The sequence below is a fragment of the Salinisphaera sp. T31B1 genome, assembly GCF_040361275.1.
GTDB lineage: Bacteria > Pseudomonadota > Gammaproteobacteria > Nevskiales > Salinisphaeraceae > Salinisphaera.
Genome location: NZ_APNH01000002.1, coordinates 15,918 through 41,628, shown reverse-complemented (window position 1 = coordinate 41,628; position 25,711 = coordinate 15,918). Strand labels below are relative to the sequence as shown.

17 protein-coding genes are annotated in these 25,711 nt (G+C 65.1%); 6 read left to right on the top strand and 11 right to left on the bottom strand.

All coding sequences use genetic code 11. The features are described from left to right. Position 1: 1 nt before the first annotated feature. Complete coding sequence (gene efp, locus T31B1_RS07120) at positions 2-574, bottom strand: elongation factor P (protein ID WP_353248805.1); 573 nt, start codon at positions 572-574, stop codon at positions 2-4. Between the two features lie 113 nt (positions 575-687). Between efp and epmB the strand changes: the two genes are divergently transcribed. After that, on the top strand, positions 688-1,731 hold the full coding sequence (epmB, locus tag T31B1_RS07115) for an EF-P beta-lysylation protein EpmB (RefSeq protein WP_353248804.1): 1,044 nt from the start codon (positions 688-690) through the stop codon (positions 1,729-1,731). 17 nt (positions 1,732-1,748) lie between these two features. Then, positions 1,749-3,854, top strand: a complete 2,106-nt coding sequence (locus T31B1_RS07110) for an EAL domain-containing protein (protein WP_353248803.1) — start codon at positions 1,749-1,751, stop codon at positions 3,852-3,854. Positions 3,855-3,910: 56 nt separating this feature from the next. Here the strand turns inward: T31B1_RS07110 and parC are convergent, their stop codons facing one another. Then, complete coding sequence (gene parC / locus T31B1_RS07105; RefSeq protein WP_353248802.1) at positions 3,911-6,136, bottom strand: DNA topoisomerase IV subunit A; 2,226 nt, start codon at positions 6,134-6,136, stop codon at positions 3,911-3,913. Positions 6,137-6,205: 69 nt separating this feature from the next. Then, a complete protein-coding gene (parE, locus tag T31B1_RS07100; protein WP_353248801.1) occupies positions 6,206-8,113 on the bottom strand; it encodes a DNA topoisomerase IV subunit B in 1,908 nt (635 codons plus the stop codon). A gap of 244 nt (positions 8,114-8,357) precedes the next feature. Between parE and T31B1_RS07095 the strand changes: the two genes are divergently transcribed. After that, positions 8,358-8,645 carry an exodeoxyribonuclease VII small subunit gene (locus T31B1_RS07095; protein ID WP_353248800.1) on the top strand — a complete coding sequence of 96 codons (288 nt, stop codon included), beginning with the start codon at positions 8,358-8,360 and terminating at the stop codon, positions 8,643-8,645. Here the strand turns inward: T31B1_RS07095 and T31B1_RS07090 are convergent. From T31B1_RS07090 to T31B1_RS07070, 5 genes are read right to left on the bottom strand one after another with little or no spacing between them, the layout of a single operon-like run. Further along, the gene (locus T31B1_RS07090; protein WP_353248799.1) at positions 8,642-9,715 is read right to left on the bottom strand and encodes a diguanylate cyclase domain-containing protein; all 1,074 of its coding nucleotides are present in this window, start codon (positions 9,713-9,715) and stop codon (positions 8,642-8,644) included. The genes T31B1_RS07095 and T31B1_RS07090 overlap by 4 nt on opposite strands. Before the next feature lie 28 nt (positions 9,716-9,743). Beyond that, the gene (locus T31B1_RS07085; protein WP_353248798.1) at positions 9,744-10,322 is read right to left on the bottom strand and encodes a chemotaxis protein CheB; all 579 of its coding nucleotides are present in this window, start codon (positions 10,320-10,322) and stop codon (positions 9,744-9,746) included. Then, positions 10,319-11,149 carry a CheR family methyltransferase gene (locus T31B1_RS07080; protein ID WP_353248797.1) on the bottom strand — a complete coding sequence of 277 codons (831 nt, stop codon included), beginning with the start codon at positions 11,147-11,149 and terminating at the stop codon, positions 10,319-10,321. Before T31B1_RS07080 ends, T31B1_RS07085 begins: the two co-directional genes overlap by 4 nt. Before the next feature lie 51 nt (positions 11,150-11,200). Further along, entirely contained in the window at positions 11,201-14,836 is a 3,636-nt protein-coding gene (locus tag T31B1_RS07075) for a response regulator (RefSeq protein ID WP_353248796.1), read from the bottom strand. Further along, positions 14,833-15,714, bottom strand: coding sequence for a DNA/RNA non-specific endonuclease (locus tag T31B1_RS07070; RefSeq protein ID WP_353248795.1), 882 nt, complete (start codon positions 15,712-15,714; stop codon positions 14,833-14,835). The genes T31B1_RS07075 and T31B1_RS07070 overlap by 4 nt, the downstream gene beginning before the upstream one ends. A 144-nt stretch (positions 15,715-15,858) precedes the next feature. Between T31B1_RS07070 and T31B1_RS07065 the strand changes: the two genes are divergently transcribed. Next, positions 15,859-16,530 carry a Bax inhibitor-1/YccA family protein gene (locus T31B1_RS07065; RefSeq protein ID WP_353248794.1) on the top strand — a complete coding sequence of 224 codons (672 nt, stop codon included), beginning with the start codon at positions 15,859-15,861 and terminating at the stop codon, positions 16,528-16,530. Positions 16,531-16,603: 73 nt separating this feature from the next. Here the strand turns inward: T31B1_RS07065 and cysG are convergent, their stop codons facing one another. Continuing rightward, complete coding sequence (cysG, locus tag T31B1_RS07060; protein ID WP_353248793.1) at positions 16,604-18,022, bottom strand: siroheme synthase CysG; 1,419 nt, start codon at positions 18,020-18,022, stop codon at positions 16,604-16,606. Positions 18,023-18,097: 75 nt separating this feature from the next. Next, on the bottom strand, positions 18,098-18,913 hold the full coding sequence (locus T31B1_RS07055; RefSeq protein ID WP_353248792.1) for a sulfite exporter TauE/SafE family protein: 816 nt from the start codon (positions 18,911-18,913) through the stop codon (positions 18,098-18,100). Between the two features lie 130 nt (positions 18,914-19,043). Between T31B1_RS07055 and cysB the strand changes: the two genes are divergently transcribed. Continuing rightward, positions 19,044-20,024 carry an HTH-type transcriptional regulator CysB gene (cysB, locus tag T31B1_RS07050; RefSeq protein ID WP_353248791.1) on the top strand — a complete coding sequence of 327 codons (981 nt, stop codon included), beginning with the start codon at positions 19,044-19,046 and terminating at the stop codon, positions 20,022-20,024. Between the two features lie 676 nt (positions 20,025-20,700). Here the strand turns inward: cysB and serS are convergent. Further along, the gene (gene serS / locus T31B1_RS07045) at positions 20,701-21,978 is read right to left on the bottom strand and encodes a serine--tRNA ligase (protein ID WP_353248790.1); all 1,278 of its coding nucleotides are present in this window, start codon (positions 21,976-21,978) and stop codon (positions 20,701-20,703) included. 33 nt (positions 21,979-22,011) lie between these two features. Between serS and T31B1_RS07040 the strand changes: the two genes are divergently transcribed. Beyond that, entirely contained in the window at positions 22,012-25,671 is a 3,660-nt protein-coding gene (locus T31B1_RS07040; protein ID WP_353248789.1) for a PAS domain-containing hybrid sensor histidine kinase/response regulator, read from the top strand. The last annotated feature ends 40 nt before the right edge of the window (positions 25,672-25,711 follow it).

The following is a 25,711-nucleotide window of genomic DNA, read 5'->3' as shown; positions in this document are numbered from 1 at the left end:
ATCAGCCCTCGTTGGCGCGCGAGACGTATTCGCCCTTGCGGGTGTCGACCTTGAGCACTTCTCCTTCCTCGATGAACAACGGCACGCGCACCACGGCACCGGTCTCGAGCGTGGCCGGCTTGCCACCACCGCCGGAGGTGTCACCACGCAGGCCGGGGTCGGTCTCGGTGACGGTCAGCGTCACGAAATTGGGGGCATCCACCTGCAGCGGCGTGCCGTTCCACAGTGTGACGTGGCAAGTGTCCTGTGCCTTGAGCCACTTGGCCGAATCCGCGACAGCGGCTTCACTGGCCTGATACTGCTCGAAGGTGTTCGGCTCCATGAAGTGCCAGAACTCGCCGTCGTGGTAGAGAAACTGCAGATCGATATCGAGCACGTCGGCCGCTTCGACGCTGTCACCCGACTTGAACGTGCGTTCGATGGTGCGGTTGGTCTTGAGATTGCGCACCTTGACTCGGTTGAACGCCTGCCCCTTGCCGGGCTTGACGAATTCGTTCTCCACGATCGTATAGGGATCGCCGTCGAGGATGATCTTGAGACCACCCTTGAACTGGTTGGTATTGAAACTGGCCATACAAAATTCTTCCGATGAGCAAATTATGCGGCGCGGCCGACACGGCCGGGCTGTTGGCGTGCCGCGGATGGCGCTCTACACTGCAGCAGTTCACCCCGCGGCTGTCCGAGCCCATGAGCGCTCTCGCCCGAAAACGCGTCAGTCTATCGCAAAGCGATCGCCCCTGGCAGCAGGCGATGCGCGATGCGATCACCGATGTCGACACGCTCTTCGAACTGCTGGAACTGCCGCGCAAGGCGCTGCCGGGCGCTCGTCGAGCGGCCCGGTTGTTCGATCTGCGCGTGCCGCGTGGGTATGTCGCTCGCATGGCCCGGGGCGACCTGGCCGATCCGCTGCTCCGCCAAGTCCTGCCGCTGGACGCCGAACACGACGATACGCCGGGCTTCGTTTTCGATGCGGTCGGCGACGGGGACAGCCATGTTGGCCATGGCTTGCTGCACAAGTACACCAGCCGCGCGCTGCTGGTGACCACCGGCGCCTGTGCGATCCATTGTCGCTATTGCTTCCGCCGACATTTCGATTATGCCGCTCATCAGGCACGGCGCGGTCCCGCCGGCACCGCCCTTGCGCCTATCGCCGCCGACGACCGTATCGACGAAGTCATCCTGTCCGGCGGCGACCCATTGTCGCTGAGCAACGCCCGGCTGGCGGCGATCGGCGCGGGAATCGACGAGATCAAACACGTCAAACGCCTGCGTATCCATTCGCGTACCGCTGTGGTTCTGCCCGAGCGCATCGATGACGGCTTCGTCGACTGGATCGCCGGGCGCGCTCAGCGGACTGTCATCGTGATTCATGCCAATCACGCCCGCGAACTCGACGATGCGGTCGCGGCGGCCCTGGCGCGCCTGCGCGACGCCGGCGCCACACTGTTGAATCAGGCGGTGCTGCTGCGCGGCGTCAACGACGATGTGGAGACCCTCGCGGCGTTATCCCAGCGGCTGTTTGCGCTGGGCGTGCTGCCGTACTATCTGCACCTGCTCGACCGTGTCGCCGGTACCGCGCATTTCGAGGTCGGCCCCGCACAGGCGCAAACGCTCATCGACCGGCTGGCCGCGCGTCTGCCGGGCTATCTCGTACCCAGGCTGGCTCGCGAAAGCGCCGGCGAAGGTGCCAAGCAGGTGCTGGGCCATCGCGCCCGAAACCACAGCCACTGAATATCGGGGACGCTCTTTTGAACCAGACCCGCTCTGCCACGACGCTCACACCGCCTACCGGCCGGATGCAGAATCTGGTCGCGATCGTGATCACCACTGAGCCGGCGATTCGAAGCGCCGCCTCGCAGGCGCTTGCCGAGATCGACCCGGCCCTGGAGATTGTCCACGCCTCGGCGCCGGCCGAGGCTGCCGATAGTCACACCAACGCGCCGGCGGCCGTCTACTGCCTGGGCTGCGATACCGAGCCGGAGGCCGCACAGCGCGCGCTCGGACTGATCCGCGGCGTGGCAGGGTCCGCGCCGATCGTGATGATCGATGCCGGCGAAGCCGGCCTGACGCTGGAGACAGCGGTGGCCGACGGCGCCTGGGATCTGGTGGCGCTCGGCGATCGAGCGCGTCTGCAAACACGCCTGGGCCAGGCTGTGGAACTCGGCCGCGTTCGACACGAACTGCTCGAGGCCGGGCAGCGGCTGAATCAGTCTCAGCGGCGCCTGGATGTGTTGCTCAGCCAGGGACAGGATGCACGGGCCACCCTCGACGTCACCCGTATCATCGATCCCAATGCGGCCTTCGCCCGGCTGATCGGGGTGGCCGACATCGACAGCGTACGCGGCATGGACCTGCTCGATCGCACCGCGCCGGCCGACCGCGGCCGGGTGGCCGAAGGGGTAGAGCAGGTCGTGCGCCATAACAGCGATACCACGCTCAGCTTCGATCTGGTGACCCGACACGGTCATCGTCAGCCGGTCCGGGCGGTGCTCAGCCCGGGGGTCAGCGAAAGCGAAGAACGTCATTCGGTCAATCTGGTCCTGCAAGCCACCGACAAGGAGCACCTGCCCCTGCCCGAGGCCTCGCGCCGAACCGCGCTCGACGGGCGGATGGCACTGCATGCGATTCTGCGTCAGGTCGCCGGCCGCGCCAAGGAGCGCGTGCTCGGCCTGATCTTCATCGCCGTCGACGACGCCCCCGTGCTGCAATCGGATCTCGGCCTCGCCGAAGCCGATCTTCTGCTGCAGGAAGTGGGTCTGTTCCTGCTTCAGGCCGTACGCGAAGAGGACCGCATCTTCCGGTTCGGCAACGGTGAGTACGTCATGCTCGTCGAGCGGCATTCGGCCAATGAACTGGCCGAGTCGGCCCGTCAGCTCCGCGCCTCGCTGGCCGACGAGATCTTCGGCGACGGCCGCCACAGTGCCAGCCTGTCGGCCACTCTGACCTATTCTGTGCTCTCGGGCACCGCCGCCGACAACGCCCAGCGTCTGCAAACCTTGATGAACACCGCCTATCAGCTGCGCGCCGACGGCGGCAACCTGTGTCAGGAATGCACCATCGGCGCGGCCGACGGCGACGCCGATCAGGGCATGCAGGCCGAGTGGATCGCGCGGCTGCGACAGGCCATGACCCACGACCGGTTCAGCCTGGCCTACCAGGGCATCACCAGCCTGGCCGGCGACAGCCAGCCCTATTTCGACGTGCTGCTGCGCTATGTCGACGACCGCGGCGCGCTCGTGCGTCCCGGGGAATTCCTCGCGGCCGCCGAAAAGGCGGACTTGATGGGCGGTATCGACCAATGGGTCACGCGCCGCGCTATCGACGTGATCTGGCAGCAGCAGGCCAAGGACATCCATATCGCGCTGTTCGTCAAACTCTCGGCCGCGACGATCGCAGCAACCGACGAATTCCTGGCTTGGCTCAAGCAGACACTGGCCGCGCGTGCCATTGCGCGCCAGAATCTGATTTTCAGCATTCGAGAAGAAGACGCGCGCGGCCAGATCGTGCAAGCCCGGCGCCTGGCTACCGAACTCGAGGCACTCGGGTTCCGTATGGCGCTGACCCATTACGGCAGCACGGCCAAGGCCATTCAAGTGCTCGACAAGATGCCGGCCAGCTTCATCAAGCTGTCGGCCGATTTCGCCCGCCAGATCCTGGCCGCCGGCGACGACGAACGCTTGGCCCAGATCATCGCCAGCGCGCGCGAACGCGATATACCGCTGATTGCCGAACAGATCGAGGATGCCAACAGCATGGCGCGGCTCTGGCAGGCCGGCGTGAATTATGTCCAGGGCCACTTCATCCAGGAACCGAATACCGACGTGCTGGATCACACCGGCGAGATTCGCCCTTAGCGAGCCTGCCGCATGCCGCCGGTAACCGACGACCGGGCGGCCCGCCCCGAGCTCGGTCAGTCGCTTTCGACCGCCAGCGCCTGTACCTGGGTGAACCCCCGCGGCAGCGTTCGCCCGCGCGAGGCACGCGGGCCCCGATAAGCGTCCCGGTCCGCCGATTTGAGCGTCATGTGACGCTTGCCGCTGTACAGCGTCAGACGCTGGTTGGCTGCGAGGGCCGCGACCGCGATCAGGTGCTCGCCCTTTTTCAGCGAGATGAGCTTGTTGCCCTTGCCCTTGGACAGCACCGGCAGTTCGTCGATAGCCAGGCACAGTAGCTGCCCCTCGCTGGTGACCGCACAGACTTCAGCGTCTTCGGCGCTGAACGTCGAGGGCTCGAGCGCACGGGCATTGCGCCCGGTGGACAACGCCGTCTTGCCGGAACGGTTGCGGCTGCTGATATCGGCCAGAGTGGTGACAAAACCATGGCCGGCATCGCTGGCCAGCACACAGCGTGTGTTCTCGTCGCCGATGGCCAGACCCACGAAACGGGCGCCGTCGGCCGGGTTGAGGCTGCCGGTCAGCGGCTCGCCCTGACCACGGGCCGACGGCAGCTTGTGCGCGGCCAGCGTATAGCTACGTCCGGTGGAATCGATCACGATCAGGGTCTGATTGCTCCGACCGGCCGCGTGGGTCAGATAGTCGTCGCCGCTACGGAAATTCAGGCTCGGCGCATCGACATCGTGGCCCTTGGCCGAACGAATCCAGCCCTGACGGGACAGCACCACGGTGATCGGCTCGCTGGGCAGCAGATCGGCCTCGGACAAGGCGCGGGCCTGTTGACGCTCGACCAGACGGCTGCGCCGCTCGTCGCCGTATTTTTCCGCATCGGCCTCGATTTCCGAGGCAATCAGCGCATTGAGTTTCTTCTTCGAGCCGAGCGTCGCTTCCAGGGTTTTGCGTTCGTCTTCGAGGGCTTCCTGTTCGCCGCGGATCTTGAACTCCTCGAGCTTCATCAAGTGCCGCAGGCGCAGGTCCAGGATGGCATCGGCCTGCGTGCCGGTGATCTCGAAGCGTTTCATCATCACCGGTTTGGGCTCGTCCTCGGTGCGGATGATATGAATCACCTCGTCGATATTCAGATACGCGATCAACAACCCTTCGAGGATATGCAGCCGGTCCAGTACGGCATCCATCCGGTGTTCGAGTCGACGGGTGACCGTCGTGGTGCGATAAGTCAGCCACTCGGACAGAATTTCGCGCAGGTTCTTGACCCGGGGCGCGCCGTCCAGGCCGATCACGTTCAGATTGACCCGCACCCCCTTTTCCAGACCAGTGGTGGCGAACAGATGCGCCATGAGCGCTTCGATATCCACACGATTGCTGCGCGGCACGATGACGAGGCGGGTCGGGTTCTCGTGATCCGATTCATCGCGCAGATCCGATACCATCGGCAGCTTCTTGGCCGCCATCTGGCCGGCGATCTGCTCGAGCACCTTGGCCCCGGATGTCTGATAGGGCAACGCATCGATCACGATCTCGCCAGACTCGACGGTATAGGTGGCCCGTAGGCGCACCATGCCGTTACCCGTGGCATAGAGCTGGCGGATTTCCTCGGCGGGGCTGATGATCTCAGCGCCGGTGGGGAAATCGGGCGCCGGCAGATGCTCGCTCAACGCATCCAGATCGGCATCGGGATGGTTGAGCAGATGGACGGTAGCGGCGGCGACTTCGCGCAGGTTGTGTGGCGGTATGTCGGTCGCCATGCCCACGGCAATGCCGGTCCCGCCGTTGAGCAACACGTTGGGCAGCCGCGCCGGCAACGTCTTGGGCTCGTCCAGCGTGCCGTCGAAGTTCGGCTGCCAGTCCACTGTCCCCTGGCCCAGTTCGGACAGCAGCGTCGCGGCATAACCGGTCAGCCGGGATTCGGTATAGCGCATGGCCGCGAACGATTTCGGGTCATCCGCCGTACCCCAGTTGCCGTGACCGTCGATCAACGGATAGCGATAGGAAAACGACTGCGCCATGATCACCATGGCTTCATAACAGGCCGAGTCGCCGTGCGGATGAAACTTGCCGATCACGTCGCCGACCGTACGCGCGGCCTTTTTCGGTTTCGAGGCGGCCGACAGGCCCAGCTCGGACATCGCATAGACGATACGCCGTTGTACCGGCTTCAAGCCGTCGCCGACATGAGGCAGCGCACGATCGAGAATGACGTACATCGCATAGTCGAGGTACGCCTTTTCGGCAAAGGTGCGCAGCGGCTGGCGCTCGCTGTCGTGTTCCAGAGTGGTTGCCATGCGTAAAGGATTCGCTTGATTGATTGCTTAACGGCTGGCGGCGTTCACCGGCCACCCGGCGATGGCCTGTCAGACCTCGGCTTCGTGGCCGTTGGCCTCGAGCCAGCCCCGACGATCGGCGGCGCGCTTCTTGGCCAGCAGCATGTCCATGAGTTCGTCGACCTGCCCATCGGGCACCCCGTCCTCGCCGATCGACAGCTGGACGAGACGGCGCGTGTCCGGGGCCATCGTGGTCTCGCGCAGCTGCAGTGCGCTCATCTCGCCGAGCCCTTTGAACCGCGTGACGCTGATCTTGCGCTTTTTCTTTTCGTTGTCGAGCCGGCGCAGCGTGGCATCGCGCTCGTCGCGGTCCAGCGCATAGAAGACTTCCTTGCCGGCGTCGATCCGAAACAGGGGCGGCATCGCCACGAACACGTGTCCATGCTCCACCAGCGGCCGGAAATGCTTGACGAACAGCGCACACAGCAGCGTTGCGATATGAAGCCCATCCGAATCGGCATCGGCCAGAATACAGATCTTGTGATAGCGCAGACGCTCGAAATTGCCCGAGCCCGGGTCCAGGCCAAGGGCGACCGAGATATCGTGGATCTCGTTCGAGGCCATGATGTCGGCGGCATCGACCTCCCAGGAATTGAGGATCTTGCCGCGCAGCGGCATCACCGCCTGAAAGTTGCGATCACGGGCCTGCTTGGCCGAACCGCCGGCGGAATCGCCTTCGACCAGGAACAGTTCGGACCGCGCCGGGTCGTCAGTCACACAGTCGGTGAGCTTGCCCGGGAGCGCCGGGCCGGCGGTCACACGCTTGCGCTTGATCTTCTTGGCCGACCGCGCCCGCGCCTGGGCGTTGCCGATGATCTGGGCGGCCAGCAGCTCACCGGTCTCGGCATGTGCGTTGAGCCACAGCGAAAATCCGTCCTTGACCGCGCCGGAGACGAACCCGCTGATATCGCGCGAGGATAGCCGTTCCTTGGTCTGGCCCGAGAACTGGGGCTCGTTCATCTTGACCGACAGCACATAGCTGCACCCGGACCAGACATCCTCCGGGGCGATCTTGACCCCACGTGGCAGCAGGTTGCGGAATTCACAGAATTCGCGCACCGCCTCGGTGAGACCGGTCCGCAGGCCGTTGACGTGGGTACCGCCCGAGGCGGTCGGAATCAGGTTCACGTAACTCTCGGCCACCCCATCCACGCCTGGCTGATCCGGCGCCAGCCAGGTCAGCGCCCAGTCGACGGTTTGAGTGGTCTCGTTCTCGCCGCCGGTGAATGCCGGAGAGATCAGGCACTCGATATCGGCGAGCGCGTCGGCCATGTAGTCGGCCAGTCCGTCGGCATACTGCCAGGTGATGTCTTCCTCGCCGGCCTCGTCGACGAAACGTACCCGCAGGTTCGGGCACAGCACGGCCTTGGCCCGCAACAGATGCTTGAGCCGGCCAGTGGCAAACCGCGGACTGTCGAAATACTGCGGATCGGGCGAGAACCGCAGCATGGTGCCGGTCCGGTTCTTGGCACAGCGGCCGATCTCGGTAAGCTCCTGAGTCTTCTCGCCGTCGGCAAAGCGCATTTCGTAATGCACCCCGCCACGCCAGACCTGCACCACCAGCGACGTGGACAGCGCATTGACCACGGATACGCCGACCCCGTGCAGACCACCCGAGAACTGGTATTGCCGATTGGAGAACTTGCCGCCGGCATGCAGGCGCGTCAGGATCAGTTCGACGCCCGATACGCCATGTTCGCCGTGAGTATCCACGGGCATGCCGCGGCCATCGTCGACCACTGCCAGGCTGCCGTCTGCGGCCAGCGTGACCTCGATGGTCCCGGCATGCCCGGACAACGCTTCGTCCACGCTGTTATCGATGACTTCCTGAGCCAGATGATTGGGACGCGCGGTATCGGTGAACATGCCCGGGCGCTTGCGTACCGGATCGAGCCCGGACAGCACTTCGATATCGGCGGCGTCGTAACGGCTGGCCATGAAACCTCTTCGGATCTGGTCGCGCATCCGGCTGGGTCCGTCACGGCTGGACGGCCCTGCAGGCTGCGTCGTCGGCCCACCGGCGGGATCGGCGCGACCGTCGACGGGCACGGGCGGATGCGTGCGTTGCAATAGCGCGGCACGTTAAGCCACCGCGGGTACGCTGGCAAGACAGCGCTGACGCCGGCCGGTGCGCCGGGTACACTGCGCGACTGTCATTCGTTCGTCGGACCCGCGCCCCGCCATGGCTCGAAAATCCAGCACGCCGTCAGCTCAAGCTACCGACACCAAGCCGGGGCTGGGCGATTTCGAAGCCTCCGTCGCCGAACTGGAGACCCTGGTCGAAGCGCTTGAGGCCGGGGATATCTCGCTCGAGGATGCGCTCGGCAAGTTCGAACGCGGCGTTACTCTGGCGCGACAGTGTCAGAGCCTGCTCAAGCAAGCCGAGCTGCGGGTCGACCAGCTCCTGGCCGACGGCGCACAAGAACAGGTCGTCGCCTTCGATCGGCCGGACGATGCATCGCCGGGCTAACCGCGCACCACGCGCCCCAACGGCTTAGCCACAGGCTCCGCGCCGAGCCGCGGCACATCGTCCTCGGGCTGGAACACGCGTACCCCGGCCTTGCCGTGAGCCTTGACCTGGTAAAGCGCACAGTCGGCGTTGTGCATGAGTCGGTCGGCGTCGTCACCGTGAGCCGGATAGATCGCCAGACCGATGCTCACCCCGACCGCAACCTCTACCGAGCCGCCGTCCAGTGCCACCGTCGTCGGCGCGCTGAGTTCCAGCCGCAGTTCTTCGCAAAACGAACGACAGCTCTCGGCGGACTTCACGTGATCGAAGATCAGCGCGAACTCGTCGCCACCGAATCGGGCGGTGGTGTCGGAGGCACGGGTATGGCGTTCCAGCCGTTCCGCGATTACCTTGAGCAGCGTATCACCGGCCCCATGACCATAGGCATCGTTGATCGGCTTGAAGCCGTCCAGATCCATGTAGCCGAGTGCGAACTGTGCCTGTTCGCGCCGGGCTCGACGCATGCTTGAAGCCAGACGGTCGACGAACAGCAGCCGATTGGGCAGCCCGGTCAGCGCATCGTGGGTCGCCAGCTGCTGGGCCAGTGCCTCGGCGCGCTTGCGTTCCTCGATTTCGCGCTGCAGTTCGAGGTTGCGCTCATCCAGTGCGGCGAGTGTCGCGACCAGTTCGCGGCGGCTTTGATAAAGATCCAGGAAGTTACGGACCTTGGCCGCAAGCAGCGGCGGATTCAGCGGTTTGGTAATGTAGTCCACCGCGCCGACGTCATACCCCTTGAGGCGGTCGATGTCGTCGGTCGAGCCGGCCGTCACGAAGATCACCGGCGTATCGCGGGTCGATTCCTCGCCGTTGAGCAACTCGGCCACCTCGACACCGTCCATGCCCGGCATCTGCACGTCCAGCAGGATCAGCGCGAACTCGTGTTCCAGACACGCCACGAGCGCGTCGTTGCCGCTTTCGGCCTCCACCAGTTCCACATCCAGGCCGGACAGCACGTGGCGCATCGCTACGCGGTTGGCGTACCGATCGTCGACGACAAGGATCCTGGGCGTGGACAAATCGTTGCCCCACATTCCACTGCGTTGTGTCATAGCAACGGCATCACGACCGCGAAAGCGCCCGCACCGCCTGCCCAAGACCCATGGGGTCGTGCACGCGGTCGGGCGTGAACAGATCCAGCGCGGCTGAAGGCATCTGAGCCGCCATCGCGCTGTTCGGGCTTTGCACGAGGGTCAGCCCGCCAAGACGCTGAATATACTCCAATCCGGATGCGCCGTCGGCATTGGCCCCAGAAAGCAACATGCCTGCCAGCCCGTCCCGATAGGCGTCAGCCATCGATTCGAACAGGATATCGATCGCCGGCCGCACGAAGTTCACCCGTTCGCCTGCGCACAGCGCGAAACGCCGGTCGCGCTCGACCAGCAGATGGTATCCGCCGGCCGCGAAGTAGACATGGCCCGGCGCCAACCGCTGTCGTTCGCCCGCCTCGCTGACCGGCAGCGCGCAGCGCCGGCCGAGTACGCGCGCCATGTCCCCGGCGCGGCTGCGGCCCATATGCAGGCACAGCACCACGACGAGCGCGGTATCGGCGGCCAGCTCGGCCAGCAGATCGATAACGACCGGCAGGCTGCCGGCCGAGCCGCCGATGGCCAGCGCTTCATGGCGCTCGGTGTCGATCACGACTGACTCGCAAGACGATAGATGCGGTCGTCTTCGCTGACCGCCTCGAAGCGATGGGCCACCGCCGAAAAGCGAAGCGTCTCCTTGCTGCCCAGCACCAGATATCCGCCGCGCACCAGACTGTCGGCGAACAACTCCAGCACCCGGTCCTTGAGCGGTTGCGTGAAGTAGATCAACACGTTGCGGCACAGAATCAGGTGCGCTTCGGCAAACACGCCGTCGGTCACCAGGTTGTGATGGGCGAACACCACACGATCGAGCAGTTCCCGGCGCATCCGCACCAGATCGTAGCGGGCATGATAGTAATCCGACAGCGCGCCCTGCCCGCCCGCCAGGCGATAGTTCTGCTGGTAATCATCCAGGTGGCGGCTGTCGAAGATTCCTTCGGCGGCCCGCTCGAGCGCGTGGTCGTTGAAATCGGTGGCGTAGATCTGGCTACGCGACGTCAGGCCGGCTTCGGACAGCAGGATCGCCAGCGAATAGACCTCTTCGCCATGAGCACATCCGGCCTGCCATATGTTGATACGCGGCCAGGACGCAAGCACCGGCAGCACGTCGTGCTTGAGCCGGCCGAAGACTTCCGGGTCGCGAAACAGTGCCGAAACCGGCACCGACAGATGGGCGACGATGGTACGGGCGATATCGTCATCGTAGAGCACCTGTGGCAGGAGCGCGCCGATATTGGGCAGCGACAGCGAACGCGCCAGCTCGACCACTCGACGTTTGAGCGAGGCCCGTGCATAGCCCGAGAAATCGTAGCCGTGACGCAGACGCACACTCTGGATGAAAACCTCCAGGGCGATGTCTTCGACGTCGGTATCACTCATTCGCGAGGCCATCAGCGCAGCCCACCCATGGCCGGCGCGAATGCGCGGACGCTAGAGCAGCGCCTGCATGCGTGTGACGAGCGTATCGGTATCCAGCGGTTTGGGCAGGTAGTCATTGGCGCCGGCCTCCAGGCATTTGTCACGATCACCGGCCATTGCCTTCGCGGTCAAGGCGATGATCGGCAGTTCGCCCCGTTCGGGCTGGGCACGAATACGTCGTATGGCCTCGTAGCCGTCCATGCCGGGCATCATGATGTCCATCAGCACGATCGAGACGCTGTCGTGGGCGGCCAGCTGATCGAGCGCCTTGAACCCGTCGCTGGCCATGAGCACGTTCAGGCCGCGCGCACGCAGCACGCGCGACAGCGCGAACGTGTTGCGCATGTCGTCGTCGACGAGCAGGACCGTATGCCCGGCCAGCGACGTCTCCGGCGCCGCGCGCTCGGCCGCCGCGACCGGTGCCGGGGTGCGCGAGGCATCGGCAATACGGTGGAAGAACAGCGAAATTTCATCGAGCAGCCGCGCCTGCGCGTGCGAGCCCTTGATCACGATGCTGTCGGTGTGCGCCCGCAGCGTCCGTGTCTCCTCGTCGGTGAGCTCGCGCGCCGAATACACCACGACGGGGGGCGCACCGGTGCGCGCGGCGATGCGTTCGAGCAGCTCGAAACCGCTGATGTCGGGCAACCGCAGGTCCAGCACCACGCAGTCGTAGCTCTGCTCGTCCAGCGCCGACAACGCCTCGCTGCCCCTGGTCACGGCCGTGATCTCCACCCGCTCGTGCTTGAGCAGATGGGCGATGGCGGTATGCGCTTCGCGATCATCGTCGACCACAAGCACGCGGCGTGCCTGCCGGCCGGTCAATGCCTCGGCGCGTGCGAAAAGCGTGTCCAGGTCATCGCGCGAAATCGGCTTGCGCAAGTATCCCACCGCCCCCGACTGCTGGGACCGTCCGGTATCGTCGGCCGCCGAGACGATATGTACGGGAATCTTGCAGGTGCGTTCATTGGCCTTGAGGCGGTCCAGCACGGCCCAGCCGTCCATACCGGGCAAACCCAGGTCGAGCACGATCGCGTCCGGCAACTGCTGGCGAACCATGTCGAGACCGCGTTCGCCGTCGCCTGCGATCGTGCATTCGAAACCGCGCTTGCGCGCCGCCTCGGCGACCACCCGGGCGAATACGGCATCGTCGTCGATGATGAGCAGATGCGGGCTACGCCCAGGCTCCGGTGTCGGTCGGGCCGGGCGCTCGGTTATAGCCGCGCCGTATTCGACAGCCGGTTCACGCACGGACGCGGCACGACCAGATATCGGCGAATCGCCACCGGCCTCGCTCGCCGCGACCAGCTCGCGATGAACATACACGCTAAAGCAACTCCCCTCGCCCAGCCGACTCTCGACGTGCACCTCGCCACCGAGCAGGCGCGCCAGCTCGCGCGATATGGACAGCCCGAGTCCGGTGCCGCCATAGGTTCGACTGGTACTGGCATCCACCTGTTCGAAGGCCTGGAAGATCTGTTCGAGGCGGTCGGCGGGTATGCCGATACCCTCGTCGCGTACATGAACCGCCAACCCATCGCCCGGCGTCAGCCCCTCGCTCCGCAGCACGGTGCTGGGATCGACCGGCGCGAAGGTGACCGTCACCCGACCGTGCTCGGTGAACTTGATCGCATTGCTGACCAGATTGCGCACAATCTGCTCGAGCTTGCCTGCATCGGTCATGATTTCCGCGGGCGTATCGTCGGCGATCTCGACCGCGAAGGCGAGTTGCTTGCGCTCGGCCACATGATCGAAATATCGATGCAGGCGAGCGACCAGATCCACGATCCGGCATCGCTCGGCGTTGACGCGCATCTTGCCGGCCTCGATCTTGGACAGGTCGAGAATATCGTTGATCAGGGCCAGCAGGTTGCTTCCCGACTCGTGGATGATGCTGGCCGCCTCGATCTGATCGGCCTCGAGATTGCCCTCGTCGTTGTCGGCCAGGCTTCGTGACAGGATCAGCAGGCTGTTGAGCGGCGTGCGCAGCTCGTGGGACATGTTGGCCAGAAAATCGGACTTGTACTGGCTGGCGCGGGCCAACGCCTCGGCGCGCTGTTCGCTTTCGCTATGCAGACGCGACAGCTCGACCTGCTGGTCGCTCATCAGATCCTGTTTCTGGCGGAGCTCTTCGTTGGTCGCCTGAAGCTCTTCGGACTGGACCTTCAATTCCTCTTCCGACGCACGCAACTCCTCGGACTGGGCGGCCAGTTCCTCACTCTGCATGCGCAGTTCGGTGTTGGCTTTTTCGAGCGTGTCCTGCTGCTCGCGAAGCTGGCGCTCCGACGCGGTCAGCGCCTGGGTCTGGGCACGGCTCTGATCGAGCAATTCGGCGGTGCGCCGCATGCGTGCCAGCGACATGAATGCCAGCCCGATATTGGGCATCAGCGTATCGAGCAGGTCGAGCTCCGACTGGCTCGGCTGGCGAAACAACGCCAGTTCGAGAATCGCGCTCACGCGGTCGTTGACCAGGGCCGGGACGATGAGCAGAACAGACGGTCGTGCCGCACCCAGCCCGGAACGCACCGGCAGATAACCCTCGGGTACGGCCTCGAGCAGAATCTGGCGCCGGGTCACCAGTACCTGGCCGACCAGCCCCTCGCCGGCTGCGAACACCTGCTCGGCATCATCGCTGTAGCCGTAGCGTGAAAGCAGCGCGAACCGTGTCTCGTCGTCAGCCAGCGAAGCCGGCGTGAACAATGCGCCGTATCCGGCACCACAGAGTTCGGCCAGTTGCCCGAGCAGCTGATCGCCCAGCTCCCGGTCATTACCGAAGCGCTGCATCAGCACACTCAGGCGGGCCCGGTGATCGCGGATCCAGTCCTGGCGGTCCTGCTCGAGAATGATCTGGCGGAAGTGTTCAAGCGCACGTGCGACCGACCCGATCTCGTCGCGGCGACGACGGAAATGCACGTGGATATCGCGTTCGCCCGCGGCAAGACGCGAAGTGATGTCGGTCAATTGGGTCAGAGGTCGTGTTACGCGACGGATGATGGCGTTGACGGTGAGCAGACCCACGAACAAGCCGAACAGCAACATGGCGACCAGCAGCCAGCGGGCACGCTGTTGACGGTAATCGAGTATCGCATCGCTCGCGGCCAGCTGGGACTGCACTGCTTCGCGATAATCCTGTAGCGCGCCGCGTATCGGATCGATCAGCTTGACGCTATCACCAGCGATCAGCCGCTCGCGGGCACTGGCCAGATCGCCGTCCTTGACCGCGCTCACGATCGGGTCAGCCACGGTCAGTCGCCAGCGCTCATGCAGACCTCCGATGGTGTTCAGCCGCTGCTGTTGGGCCGGTGCGTTGGTCAGTGCCGCCTGCAACGCGACCAGCGCGCGGGTGAACTGGATGTCCATGTCATCCAGCGTATCCAGATAGCGGGGCCTACCCGACAACGCATAGCCGCGGAGACTGGCCTCCTGACGCGAGATCGCCTCGCCCAGATCGGCTGTATCCAGAAATACGCGGTTGACCTGCTGCGAAAACGATCGGGCACTGCGCACGCTTTCTGCGGCGACCAGGCTGAATACACAGACCGCGCCGAAGAGCAGCAGCAGCAGAATCACGGCGCCGACCAGGCGCTGGCGTATCGACAACCGCTCGCTGAATGCGCCGATGACCCCCGGCGTACGCGTGTTCTCGGTCAATGGTCTTTCCTTCGGCCGGCACGGCCGGCAGGCGTTTCAGCAGGGTTTGCGCAGCGATCATAACGTAACCGAATGCCGTCCCGGTCCTGCCAGCGACGGCTGTAACGGGCTGGCTGACACGCCAGCGGGGCGAAACCGAAGGTGGAGGCCGGCGCGGCGTGTCCTTCGATGGCGGCCTGTCGCGCGGTGCTCAGCTCGGGCAGGAAATCGAGCCCGGTTTCGGCTTCGATACGGTCAATGGGCACGATGAAGGCGTCCAGGCGTTCGTCGCCACGCACCGACTGGCCGACACGAAACGCCAGCGCCTGCCAGCCGCCCTGGCCGTCGCGCGCGATCCATAGCCGGAAGAAAGCGACCGGCGGCTGGCCGGGCGCAGCCGGGATCGGGCCGACGATGACCCAGAGTGCGCCGACTCGCGGCGCGATCTCGTCGATCTCGATCTCCTCAAGCCGCTGCCAGACAAGCTGGTTCAGGCGCGGCCGCTGGGGGGCGACATTGCTGTAATAGAACGTCTGGCGCTGACCTGCTTCGCCGTAAAGCTGGCTGATCGCGTAGTTAGGCGCCAGATGACCACGATCGTAGTCGGGCCCGGCGTAGCGTGCCAATGGCGCGGGGGTTGGCAGGCGCGGGTCCGCTTCGAACGACGGCCTCGGCAGGTATTGCCGTGCGCCGATGGGCCCGAGCCGGTAGGCGACCCAGGCCGCCTGTCGACGTTTCCCGTCGTAGCCAATCGTGAAGCCGGTGTTATCGAGAACGCGTAGCGACTGCCGCGCGGCCACCGGCTGCCCGAATTCCGGCGTGTCGCCACCGTGATCGTCGGGCTCGCCGGCAGCACAGCCGGCCATTGCCAGGACCAGCGTGCACACGATCGCCAGCACGCTTGCAAATGCCTGAAATGCCCCGATTATCGTAGTGGACTGAAACCGTTGATACGGCATTTTTATCTGCATTGTTCAACCAAAGATTCTTTCCACGAAAAGGCGTGATAGCCTTCGACCAGACACCCACCGAGGCCCACCTCAATGACTGCTGAACGCACTGTCCGTACCTCAAGCGCACAGACCGCGCTGGCCACCAACAGCGTGCTGCGCAACACCTACATGCTGCTGTCGATGACCCTGCTGTTCTCGGCAGCGGTCGCGGGCTCGGCGATGTGGCTGAACGCGCCGCACCCGGGCATCATCATCACGCTGGTCGGCTACTTCGGCCTGCTGTTCGCGGTGGAAAAAACCAAGAACAGCGCGATGGGTCTGGTCAGCGTATTCGCCCTGACCGGATTCATGGGCTATACGATCGGCCCGATTCTCAATCTCTACCTCAACAGCTTCTCGAATGGCGGCCAGATCGTGATGCTCGCCCTGGGCGGCACCGGCACGATCTTCATGGGACTGTCGGCCTACGCACTGGCCTCGGGCCGTCGCTTCAACCAGTGGGCCGGCATGCTGTTCATGGGCATCCTCGTGGCCTTCGTGATGAGCATCATCGCGGTGGTGTTCTCGATCCCCGCCCTGTCAATGGCCGTGTCCGCCCTGTTCGTACTGCTCATGTCGGGTCTGATCGTATATCAGACCGGCGAAATCGTGCACGGCGGAGAGACCAACTACATCACCGCCACCGTCACCCTGTTCGTGACCATCTACAACCTGTTCCTGAGCCTGCTCCAGCTGCTGGGCGTATTCATGGGCGAGGAATAGAACCGAGGCCGTCGACAGGCGACGCCCGAGACGACGGATCCGGGCCCGGCATCGAGACGATGCCGGGCCTTTTTCATGCGCGCTCGTCGGCGACCGGGTCGAACCAGGCAAGGGTCTCGCTCAGCTGGACGACCTGGCCCACAATCAGCAAAGTCGGCCCGTGGATGGTCATCCGCGCCGCACGCGAGGCCAGATCCGCCAGCGTGCCGACGACCACGCGCTGGCGCGTCGTCGTACCTTCGATGATCAGCGCCGCGGGCCATTCGCGCGGCAGGCCGTGGGTCTGCAGCTGTTCACAGATGATGGGCAGACTCTTCAAGGCCATGAAGAAGACCACCGTCTGGCCGGGCGCGGCGAGCTGTGTCCACGCCAGCTCCAGTTCACCGGCCTTGAGATGGCCGGTGACGAACGTCACCGACTGGGCGTGGTCGCGATGGGTCAACGGAATGCCGGCGTAGGCCGCACATCCGCTGGCCGCCGTGATTCCGGGGACCACCTGGAAGGCGATACCCGAGGCCGCCAGACGCGCGATCTCCTCGCCGCCGCGACCGAACACGAACGGGTCCCCGCCCTTGAGCCGCAGCACGCGCTTGCCCTGACTCGCCAGACGCACCATCAGCCCGTTGATATCGTCCTGAGGCAAGGTATGGCGCGAGGCACGCTTGCCCACGTGGATACGTTCGGCTTCAGGGTTGACCAGTTCCACGATGGCCGGCGCGATCAGGCTGTCGTAGAGCACGACATCCGCGCGCTGCATCAACCTCAGCGCCCGAAAGGTGAGCAGGTCCGGGTCGCCCGGCCCACCGCCCACCAGGTACACCTCGCCACGCGACGCCGCCGGCGCGTGGCGAGCGTCCCGGAGCGCCGCGTCCAGATCGCGCTGCGCCTCGGCCAGCCGCCCGGCAAAGACTTTTTCCGCAATCGGCCCGTCGAGTACCTGCGTCCAGAACGCCGCACGACGAGAGCGCGGCAAATGCTGCTTGACCGCGTCGCGATAGCGTCCGGCCAGAGCCGCCAGATCACCGTAGGCACGCGGCACCCAGGCCTCCAGCCGTGCCCGCAGCAGGCGGGCCAGCGTGGGCGCCTCGCCGCCGCTGGCGATGGCGATCTGCAGCGAGTCCCGCTCGATCACCGCGGGCACGACAAAATCCGATGCCTGCGCGTCGTCGCCGCGCTGGGCGAGAATACCCGCATGGGCGGCGGCGTCGCACAGCATGGCATTGACCGCGGGATCGTCGGTCAGCGCAAAGACGAGCCACTGGCCGGCCACATCGCCCGGCTCGGCGCGGCGGGCCTGCCATTCAATAGCGCCACGATCGGCGGCCGCACGGATCTCCGGCGCGGCCTCGGGGGCGATCACGCGTACCCACGCGCCCGCATCGATTAAACGCCGGATACGCCGGGCGGCGACTCGTCCCGCGCCGGCGACCAGCACCGACCGGCCCGACAGACGGATAAACAAGGGCAGCGGCGGCGTCACAGGACTCGGCACGGCATCAACTGGGCTGGGAGGATCGAACGACAAACTGTCGGCGCGTTTCACTGCCCTGCCGCACCGGCCGGCGGCTCAGCTGCCGAGCAGCGACCGCGCGCTATCGATGAGCATGCTCGAGCCGATGAGCAGCAACAGGACCGATATGATCGGCCGCAACAGGCCATCTGGCAAACGCGAGCCAAGCCGTGTCCCGAGATAGATACCCGGCAGCGAGCCCAGAAGCAGAAAGCCGAGCACGGGGAGGTCGGTCGTGCCGAGGCTCAGATGCCCCAGGCCGGCAACCAGCGTCAACGGCACGGCATGGGCGATATCGGTGCCCACGATTCGAATCGCCGCACGACGCGGGTAGAGCAGAAGCAGCATCGTCGTGCCCAGCACGCCCGCGCCTACCGATGACAGCGTCACCAACACCCCTAGCACCACGCCACCGAACACGGTGATCGGCTCGCGCCAGTGCAGCAGCCGATCCGGCAACCCGCTGTCATTGTCGCTGCCGATCCCGGAGCCGAAACGGGCCATCAGCCGCTTGCGTACCAGGGTCAACACGGCCGTGGCGATGATGGCCACGCACAGCGTGATAGTCATCAGATGCTCGACCCAGGGATGCAGCCCAACGAAGTGCAGCCAAACGATCGTGGCGATGGCGGCCGGCAGGCTGCCCGCCGCCATCAGCCCGACCACGCGCCAGTCGACGGTCTGCTGGCGACCATGCAGCCAGGTACCGAACCCCTTGGTGCCGGCGGCATACAGCAGATCCGTGCCGACCGCCGCGGAGGGTGCGAAACCGAACAGCAGGATCAACAGCGGCGTCATGAGCGATCCGCCGCCTACGCCGGTCACGCCGACGGCCAAACCGACCACCAATCCCGCCACACTGAACGCAAGCATCGATGCTGCACTGCCATGAAATCCAAGCGCGCAAGGCTAGCAGCGACGTATAGAATCGGATAGAAATATCTGTTTATGCTTTAAGAATGGAATAGCATATGAAACCAGGCCCTGAGAAACCTGCCCGAAGATGAAGCTTCGTCAACTCGTCTATATCAACGAGGTCGCCCGTCGGCGGCTCAATATCACCGCCGCCGCGGAGTCGCTGCACACTTCACAGCCGGGGGTCAGCAAGCAGATTCGGCTGCTCGAAGAAGAGCTGGGCGTACTCATTTTCGAGCGCAACGGCAAACATCTCGATCGGGTGACGCCGGCCGGCGAACGCATCCTCGAGACCACGCGACGGATTCTGTCCGAGGTCGAGAACATCACCCGAACAGCCACCGAGTTCGCCGATGCCGACCGCGGGTCGCTGTGTCTGGCCACTACACACACCCAGGCCCGCTATGCCCTGCCGGACGTGATCGACGCCTTCCGGCATGCCTATCCACAGGTCTCGCTGCATATCAATCAGGGCGCGCCGCCCCAAATCGCAGGCTGGGCTGCCGCCGGCGACGCCGATTTCGCGATCGCCACGGAAGCGCTGGAGCACTACGATGAATTGATCATGCTGCCCTGCTATCACTGGAACCGCTGTGTTCTGGTTCCCCGGGCGCATGCCTTGGCCAAGACCGAACGGCTATCGTTGGCCGAACTTGCCGCGCAGCCAATCGTGACCTATACGTTCGGTTTTACCGGGCGTTCGCATCTGGACGACGCCTTCAACGCCGAAGGCCTCGAGCCAAACGTGGTGCTCACGGCGGTGGATGCCGATGTGATCAAGACGTACGTGCGTCTCGGCATGGGCGTAGGCGTGGTCGCGAACATGGCCTACGACGAAGCCGAGGACAGCGATCTCGTGCGTCTGGATGCCAGCCATCTGTTTGCCTCCAGCACTACGCATATCGGCTTTCGCCATAACCTCTTCCTGCGGGGCTATATGCGTCGTTTCATCGCCCAGTTCGCCCCACATCTGACCAGCCGACGGCTGGATCGGGCGATCGCATCCTACCCGGGCCCGGATTACGACGCGCTCATCGCCGAGATCTGGGACGAGCTGCCGTTCCGATGAGGGGCGCTCGACGGCGATGTTCTCGTCGCTTGTCCATCGACGTATGGCAACTGAAGCCGTAGGAAAGGATTCATGACTCGCCTGTATCAGGCCGCGGCCTCTTTCGGCGCTTACGAGCTGACCGAAATGTCGAGTTCGTGTCGCCGTGTGACAAGACAAGCGAGAATTCGCCGGCGTGGTCGATTCAAGACGCCGGGTTTAAGCCACCCGTCTTACGGCGCTCACGAGTTAGACGCCACTTTGGTCTCGCGCTGCCGCGCAACTCCCTTTCGTTTGCTTGTCCAAACGAAAGGAAGCAAAGGAAACGACACCCGGGTTACGCGTCGGCGCGAAGCGCGCCGAACCACTGCGATGCTCATGCCGAAGGGATGCGGCCAGAACTCACGTCGCTTGGGCGACGCTCAGACAGGTTGGCCGCACCGAGGCCGTGCCTCGGACACCCTTGGGCACTGCGCGTCTCGTTCGCTCCACACGGAGCCCGAATACACGCGCTCCGCCAGGATCCGACCTGGGTCACTGTTCGGGCTCCGGCTTGTCTCGAGTGGAATTCGTGTCGGATTACGCTGCGCTAATCCGACCTACACGGCTGTATTCAATCCCTTGAGCGCAGCGCAGGGCATCGACGAACCCTTGCACTGCCGCCCTGCACCGCCCGCACCCGCCCTGTCGCCACAATCTAGCCCGGCGTCAACTTCTCGACGCCGCCCGTGAAGGGCTGCAGCGCGGCCGGTATATCCACGCTGCCGTCGGCGCGCTGGTGATTTTCGAGCAGCGCCACGAGCGTGCGCCCGACGGCCAGCCCCGAGCCGTTCAGCGTATGCAACAGCCGTGGCTTGCCGGTATCCGCATCCCGGTACCGAGCGCCCATCCGCCGAGCCTGAAAATCCTCGAAGCTCGAACAGGAGGAGATCTCGCGATAGGTGTCCTGACTGGGCAACCAGACCTCCAGATCGTAGGTCTTGGCAGCCGCGAAGCCCATATCGCCGGCGCACAGTGTGACCACACGATACGGCAGCTCCAGCCCCTGCAGGATGGACTCGGCGCTTGCGGTGATCGCTTCCAGCGCGCGATCGGATTCGTCCGGATGCACGAGATTGACCAGTTCGACCTTCTCGAACTGGTGCTGGCGAATCATGCCTCGGACATCGCGTCCGGCCGAGCCCGCCTCCGAGCGGAAGCACGGCGAATGCGTCACGAAGCGCAGGGGTAGCTGATCGGCGTCCACGATCTCGTCAGCCACGAGATTGGTGACCGGCACTTCAGCGGTAGGGATCAGGTAGTAGTCGTCGGGTTCGGCCAGGCGGAACAGGTCCTCGCCGAACTTGGGCAACTGGCCGGTGCCGAACAACGAACCCGCGTTGACGATATACGGCACGTTGAGCTCGGTATAGCCGTTGGCGGTGTGCGTATCCAGCATGTAGGCGATCAACGCCCGGTGCAGACGTGCCACCCCGCCCTTGAGCACGGAAAAGCGCGCGCCGGTGATCTTTGCCGCCGCCGCGGCGTCGATGCCGTCGAGCAGCGCGCCGATCTCGACATGATCACGCACCGTGAAATCGAACACAGCCGGCTCGCCCCAGCGGCGGGCCTCGACGTTGTCTGTCTCGCTCAACCCCTCCGGCACGTCGGCACGCGGCAGATTGGGCAGCCCGGCGCGGACGTCGTCCTGCTGCTGCTGGATGGTCTCCAGCTCGGCCTTGGCATCGTCGAGCTGCTGGCCCAGCCCGGCCACCGCCTGTTTGAGCGGCTCGATATCCTCGCCCGCGGCCTTCGCCTGGCCGATCGACTTCGACCGCCGGTTGCGCTCTGCCTGCAGCTCCTCGGTGCGCGTCTGCAGGCGCTTGCGCTGCGCATCGAGCGCCGCGTAGGCCGCGGCGTCGAAATCGAATCCGCGCCTGGCCAGGGCCGCGGACACGGCCTGGGGATCGTTGCGTAGCAGGCGGGGATCAAGCATAACGTCGTGATTTGAGAATTTGCGCGGCATTATATGGGCCGCACGCCGCGCCTGCAGCCCGTACCGGGCCGGCGCGCCGTTCATCGACCGCACGAGGGAGACTCCGCCATCGTCAGCCCCTGGATACTCGTCACCAGCTCGATCATCTATATCGGCGTGCTGTTCGCAATCGCCTATATCGGCGATCGCCGGGGGCGTCAGCACAAGCGGCCCGGCCCGCGGCCGATCGTCTACGCGCTGTCGCTGGCCGTGTACTGCACCTCCTGGACATTCTTCGGCAACGTCGGCACGGCCGCCACCCAGGGCTGGACCTATCTGCCGATCTATGTCGGCCCGATGATCGCGCTGCTGGTGTTCTCTCCTGTGCTGCGCAAGATGCTGCTGATCGCCAAGCAGCAGAACACAACCTCCATCGCCGACTTCATCGCCGCCCGCTACGGCAAGTCCCAGGGACTGGCTGCCCTGGTTTCTGGCATCGCCCTGTTGGTGGTGTTGCCTTATATCGCGCTGCAGCTCAAGGCGCTGACGATGTCGTTCTATACCCTTACCCAAGGCGCCCATTCGCTGGCTGCCACGCGCACGCCGGATGCGCCCTGGGAAGACACGGCGTTGTATGTGGCGATCATGATGGCGGTGTTCACCATCGCGTTCGGTACTCGCCACGTGAACCCGCGCGAATCTCACCAGGGCCTGATCCTGGCGATCGCTTTCGAGTCCGTCGTCAAGCTTGCAGCCTTTCTGTGTGTTGGCTTGTTCGTGGTCTACGGCATGTTCAGCGGGCTCGACGATCTGTTCAACCAGGCCGGTCGCGTGGCCAAGTTCAACACGCTGTTCGATGGCCCGCTGATCGATGCACGCTTCATCACCACGACCGTGCTGGCGGTTTCGGCCACCCTGTGTCTGCCACGCCAGTTCCACGTCGGCGTGGTGGAGAACACCGACACCCGGGATCTGGTCACGGCGCGCTGGCTGTTCCCGCTGTATCTGCTGCTGATGTCGCTGTTCGTGGTGCCCCTGGCCGGCGCCGGTCTGGTGATCTTCGCCGAGGGCACGATCAACCCGGACCGCTTCGTGCTCGCATTGCCGCTGGTCGACGACGCCACCGGTATCGCGCTGATCGCTTATATCGGCGGCGTCTCCGCAGCCACGAGCATGGTCATCATGGCCACGGTCACGCTGGCTACCATGCTATGCAACGAGATCGTGGTGCCGGTCGCTCTACGGGTACCGCGGCTGAGCTTCATCGGCGGGCGCAACATGGCCGACTCGTTGCTGCGCATACGCCGGACGCTGATCGTGCTCATCCTCGTACTGGCCTGGTGCTGCTATCGGCTGTTCGGCACCGGCGAAGCGCTGGCCTCGATCGGGCTGCTGTCGTTTTCGGGGGTCGCACTGTTCCTGCCGCCGCTGATCGGCGGTCTGTATATCCGGCGCATCGGCCGTCAGGGCGTGATGGCCGGACTGGCGGTCGGGATCGCGGTCTGGGCCTATACGCTGGTGCTGCCGAATCTGGCCAGCGTCGGCTGGCTGGATACCGCGTGGATCGCCACCGGGCCGTTCAATATCGGCTGGCTCAAGCCCCAGGCACTGTTCGGCTACGATTTCGGCGACACGCTTACCCATGGCGTGTTCTGGATCCTGGCGCTGGATACGGCCGTGATGGCCGCGGTGTCGTTGAACACCACGAGCAGCCTGATCGAGCGGGCGCAGGCGGTCGCGTTCGTCGATCTGGGCCTTCAGCGCCCGCAACGCCAGCGCGTGGAAACCCGGCAGCCGGCGATCCGCGTCGGCGAGCTGGAAGTTCTGCTGCAACGCTTTCTGGGCGCTCAGGCCGCCCGGGCCGCGCTGGACGACTATGCCGGTCACCACAGCCGCGAACTCATGGCCAACCAGCTGGTCGATGCGCATCTGCTTCAGTTCGCCGAACGTCGCCTGGCCGGCGTCGTGGGCAGCGCCTCGGCACGCCTGATGCTGGCCTCCGGGCTGCGCCAACGCGATCTGCGCGTCGACGACATGGTCCGCCTGCTGGATCGGACCGCCGACGCGGTCCAGTTCAACCGCAACGTATTGCAGGCGGCACTCGAGAATATCGATCACGGCATTTCGGTGATCGACCAGGACCTGCGCCTGGTTGCATGGAATACACGCTACCTGGCGCTGTTCGAGTATCCGCCGGGCCTGGTACGCAACGGCCGGCCGGTGGCCGACCTGATCCGCTTCAACGCCATGCGCGGCGAATGCGGGCCCGGCCCGGTCGAGGAGCACGTGCGCAAACGCCTGGAGCACATGCGCGAAGGCCGCCCGCATCGCTTCGAGCGCCATCGTCACAACGGCACCGTGCTGCAGATGACCGGCAGCCCGCTGCCCGGCGGCGGTTTCGTGACCACGTTCAACGACATCACCGCCTTCAAACGCACCGAGGCCGCCCTGACCCGGGCCAACGAACAACTCGAGGCCCGGGTCGGCGAGCGCACGGCCGCGCTCAGTCGAGCCAACGAGGGCCTGCGCCGGGAGAACGACCAACGCGCCGCGGCCCAGCGTGCCGCCCACGATGCGCGTCGCGAAGCCGAACGCGCGAATCTTTCCAAGACCCGGTTTCTGGCGGCTGCCAGCCACGATCTCCTTCAGCCGCTCAACGCCGCCCGGCTGTTTGCGGCCTCGGCCCGCGACAACGACGGCCCGGCCCAGGCCAAGGCATTGACCCATATCCAGGCATCGCTCGAAGCCGCCCAGGCCTTGCTGGAACCCCTGCTGGATATCTCGAAGTTCGATGCCGGTGCATGGGAAATCAACGAAGCGGTGTTTCCCTTGTCGCGCGTGCTCGATCCGCTGAGTGCGGAATTCGACGCGCTGGCACGCAATGCCGGGCTGTGCCTGCATCATGTGCCGAGTCGCTGCTGGGTTCGTAGCGACCCGGCGCTGCTACGCCGGATATTGCAGAACTTTCTGTCCAACGCGGTCCGCTATACCCAGCGAGGCCGGGTGCTCGTCGGCGTACGGCGCGGAGACCAGGAACTGCGTATTCAGGTCTGGGATACCGGTCCGGGCATCGCGCGGGACCAGTTGGCCTCGATCTTCGATGAATTCCAGCGCGGCTCGGCCAGTGCCGCCTCGGGCGAACGTGGTCTCGGCCTCGGGCTGTCGTTGGCCGACCGTATGGCCCGTCTGCTCGGCCATCGGATCACCGTCGACTCGGTGCCCGGCCGCGGCACGCTGTTTTCGCTGACGGTCGCCCGAGCCGCCCCCGCCGATGGCGATACCCACACCGTGATCGACACGGACGAATCGGCAAGCCGCCCTCAGTCGCTGGGGGTCCATCAGGTTCTGTGTGTGGACGACGACAGCGCATCGCTGGACGCACTCGCCGGGCTGCTCGAACGCTGGCATATCGACTGCATGACCGCACCGCCCGAAGATGCAGCTGACATCCTGGCCGATACGGCGATCGATGTGGCGATCCTGGATCACGATCTGGGCGCCGACTCGCCTGATGGCCTGGCGCTGGCCCGCCAGCTGTGCGCGATTCGCCCGCTGCCCTGCCTGTTGGTGACCGCCAACCGGGATCCCGATATCGCGGCGACCGCACGTGCCCAGGGCGTCACCGTGCTCTATAAACCGTTATCGCCCGCCAAGCTGCGCGCCGCGCTGGCTCAGACCACGCTCGACACGGCGGCGGACATCGGGCCGAGCTGATCAGCCATTGTCTGTGTGGGGTTGCCAGCGCAAGGGCGCT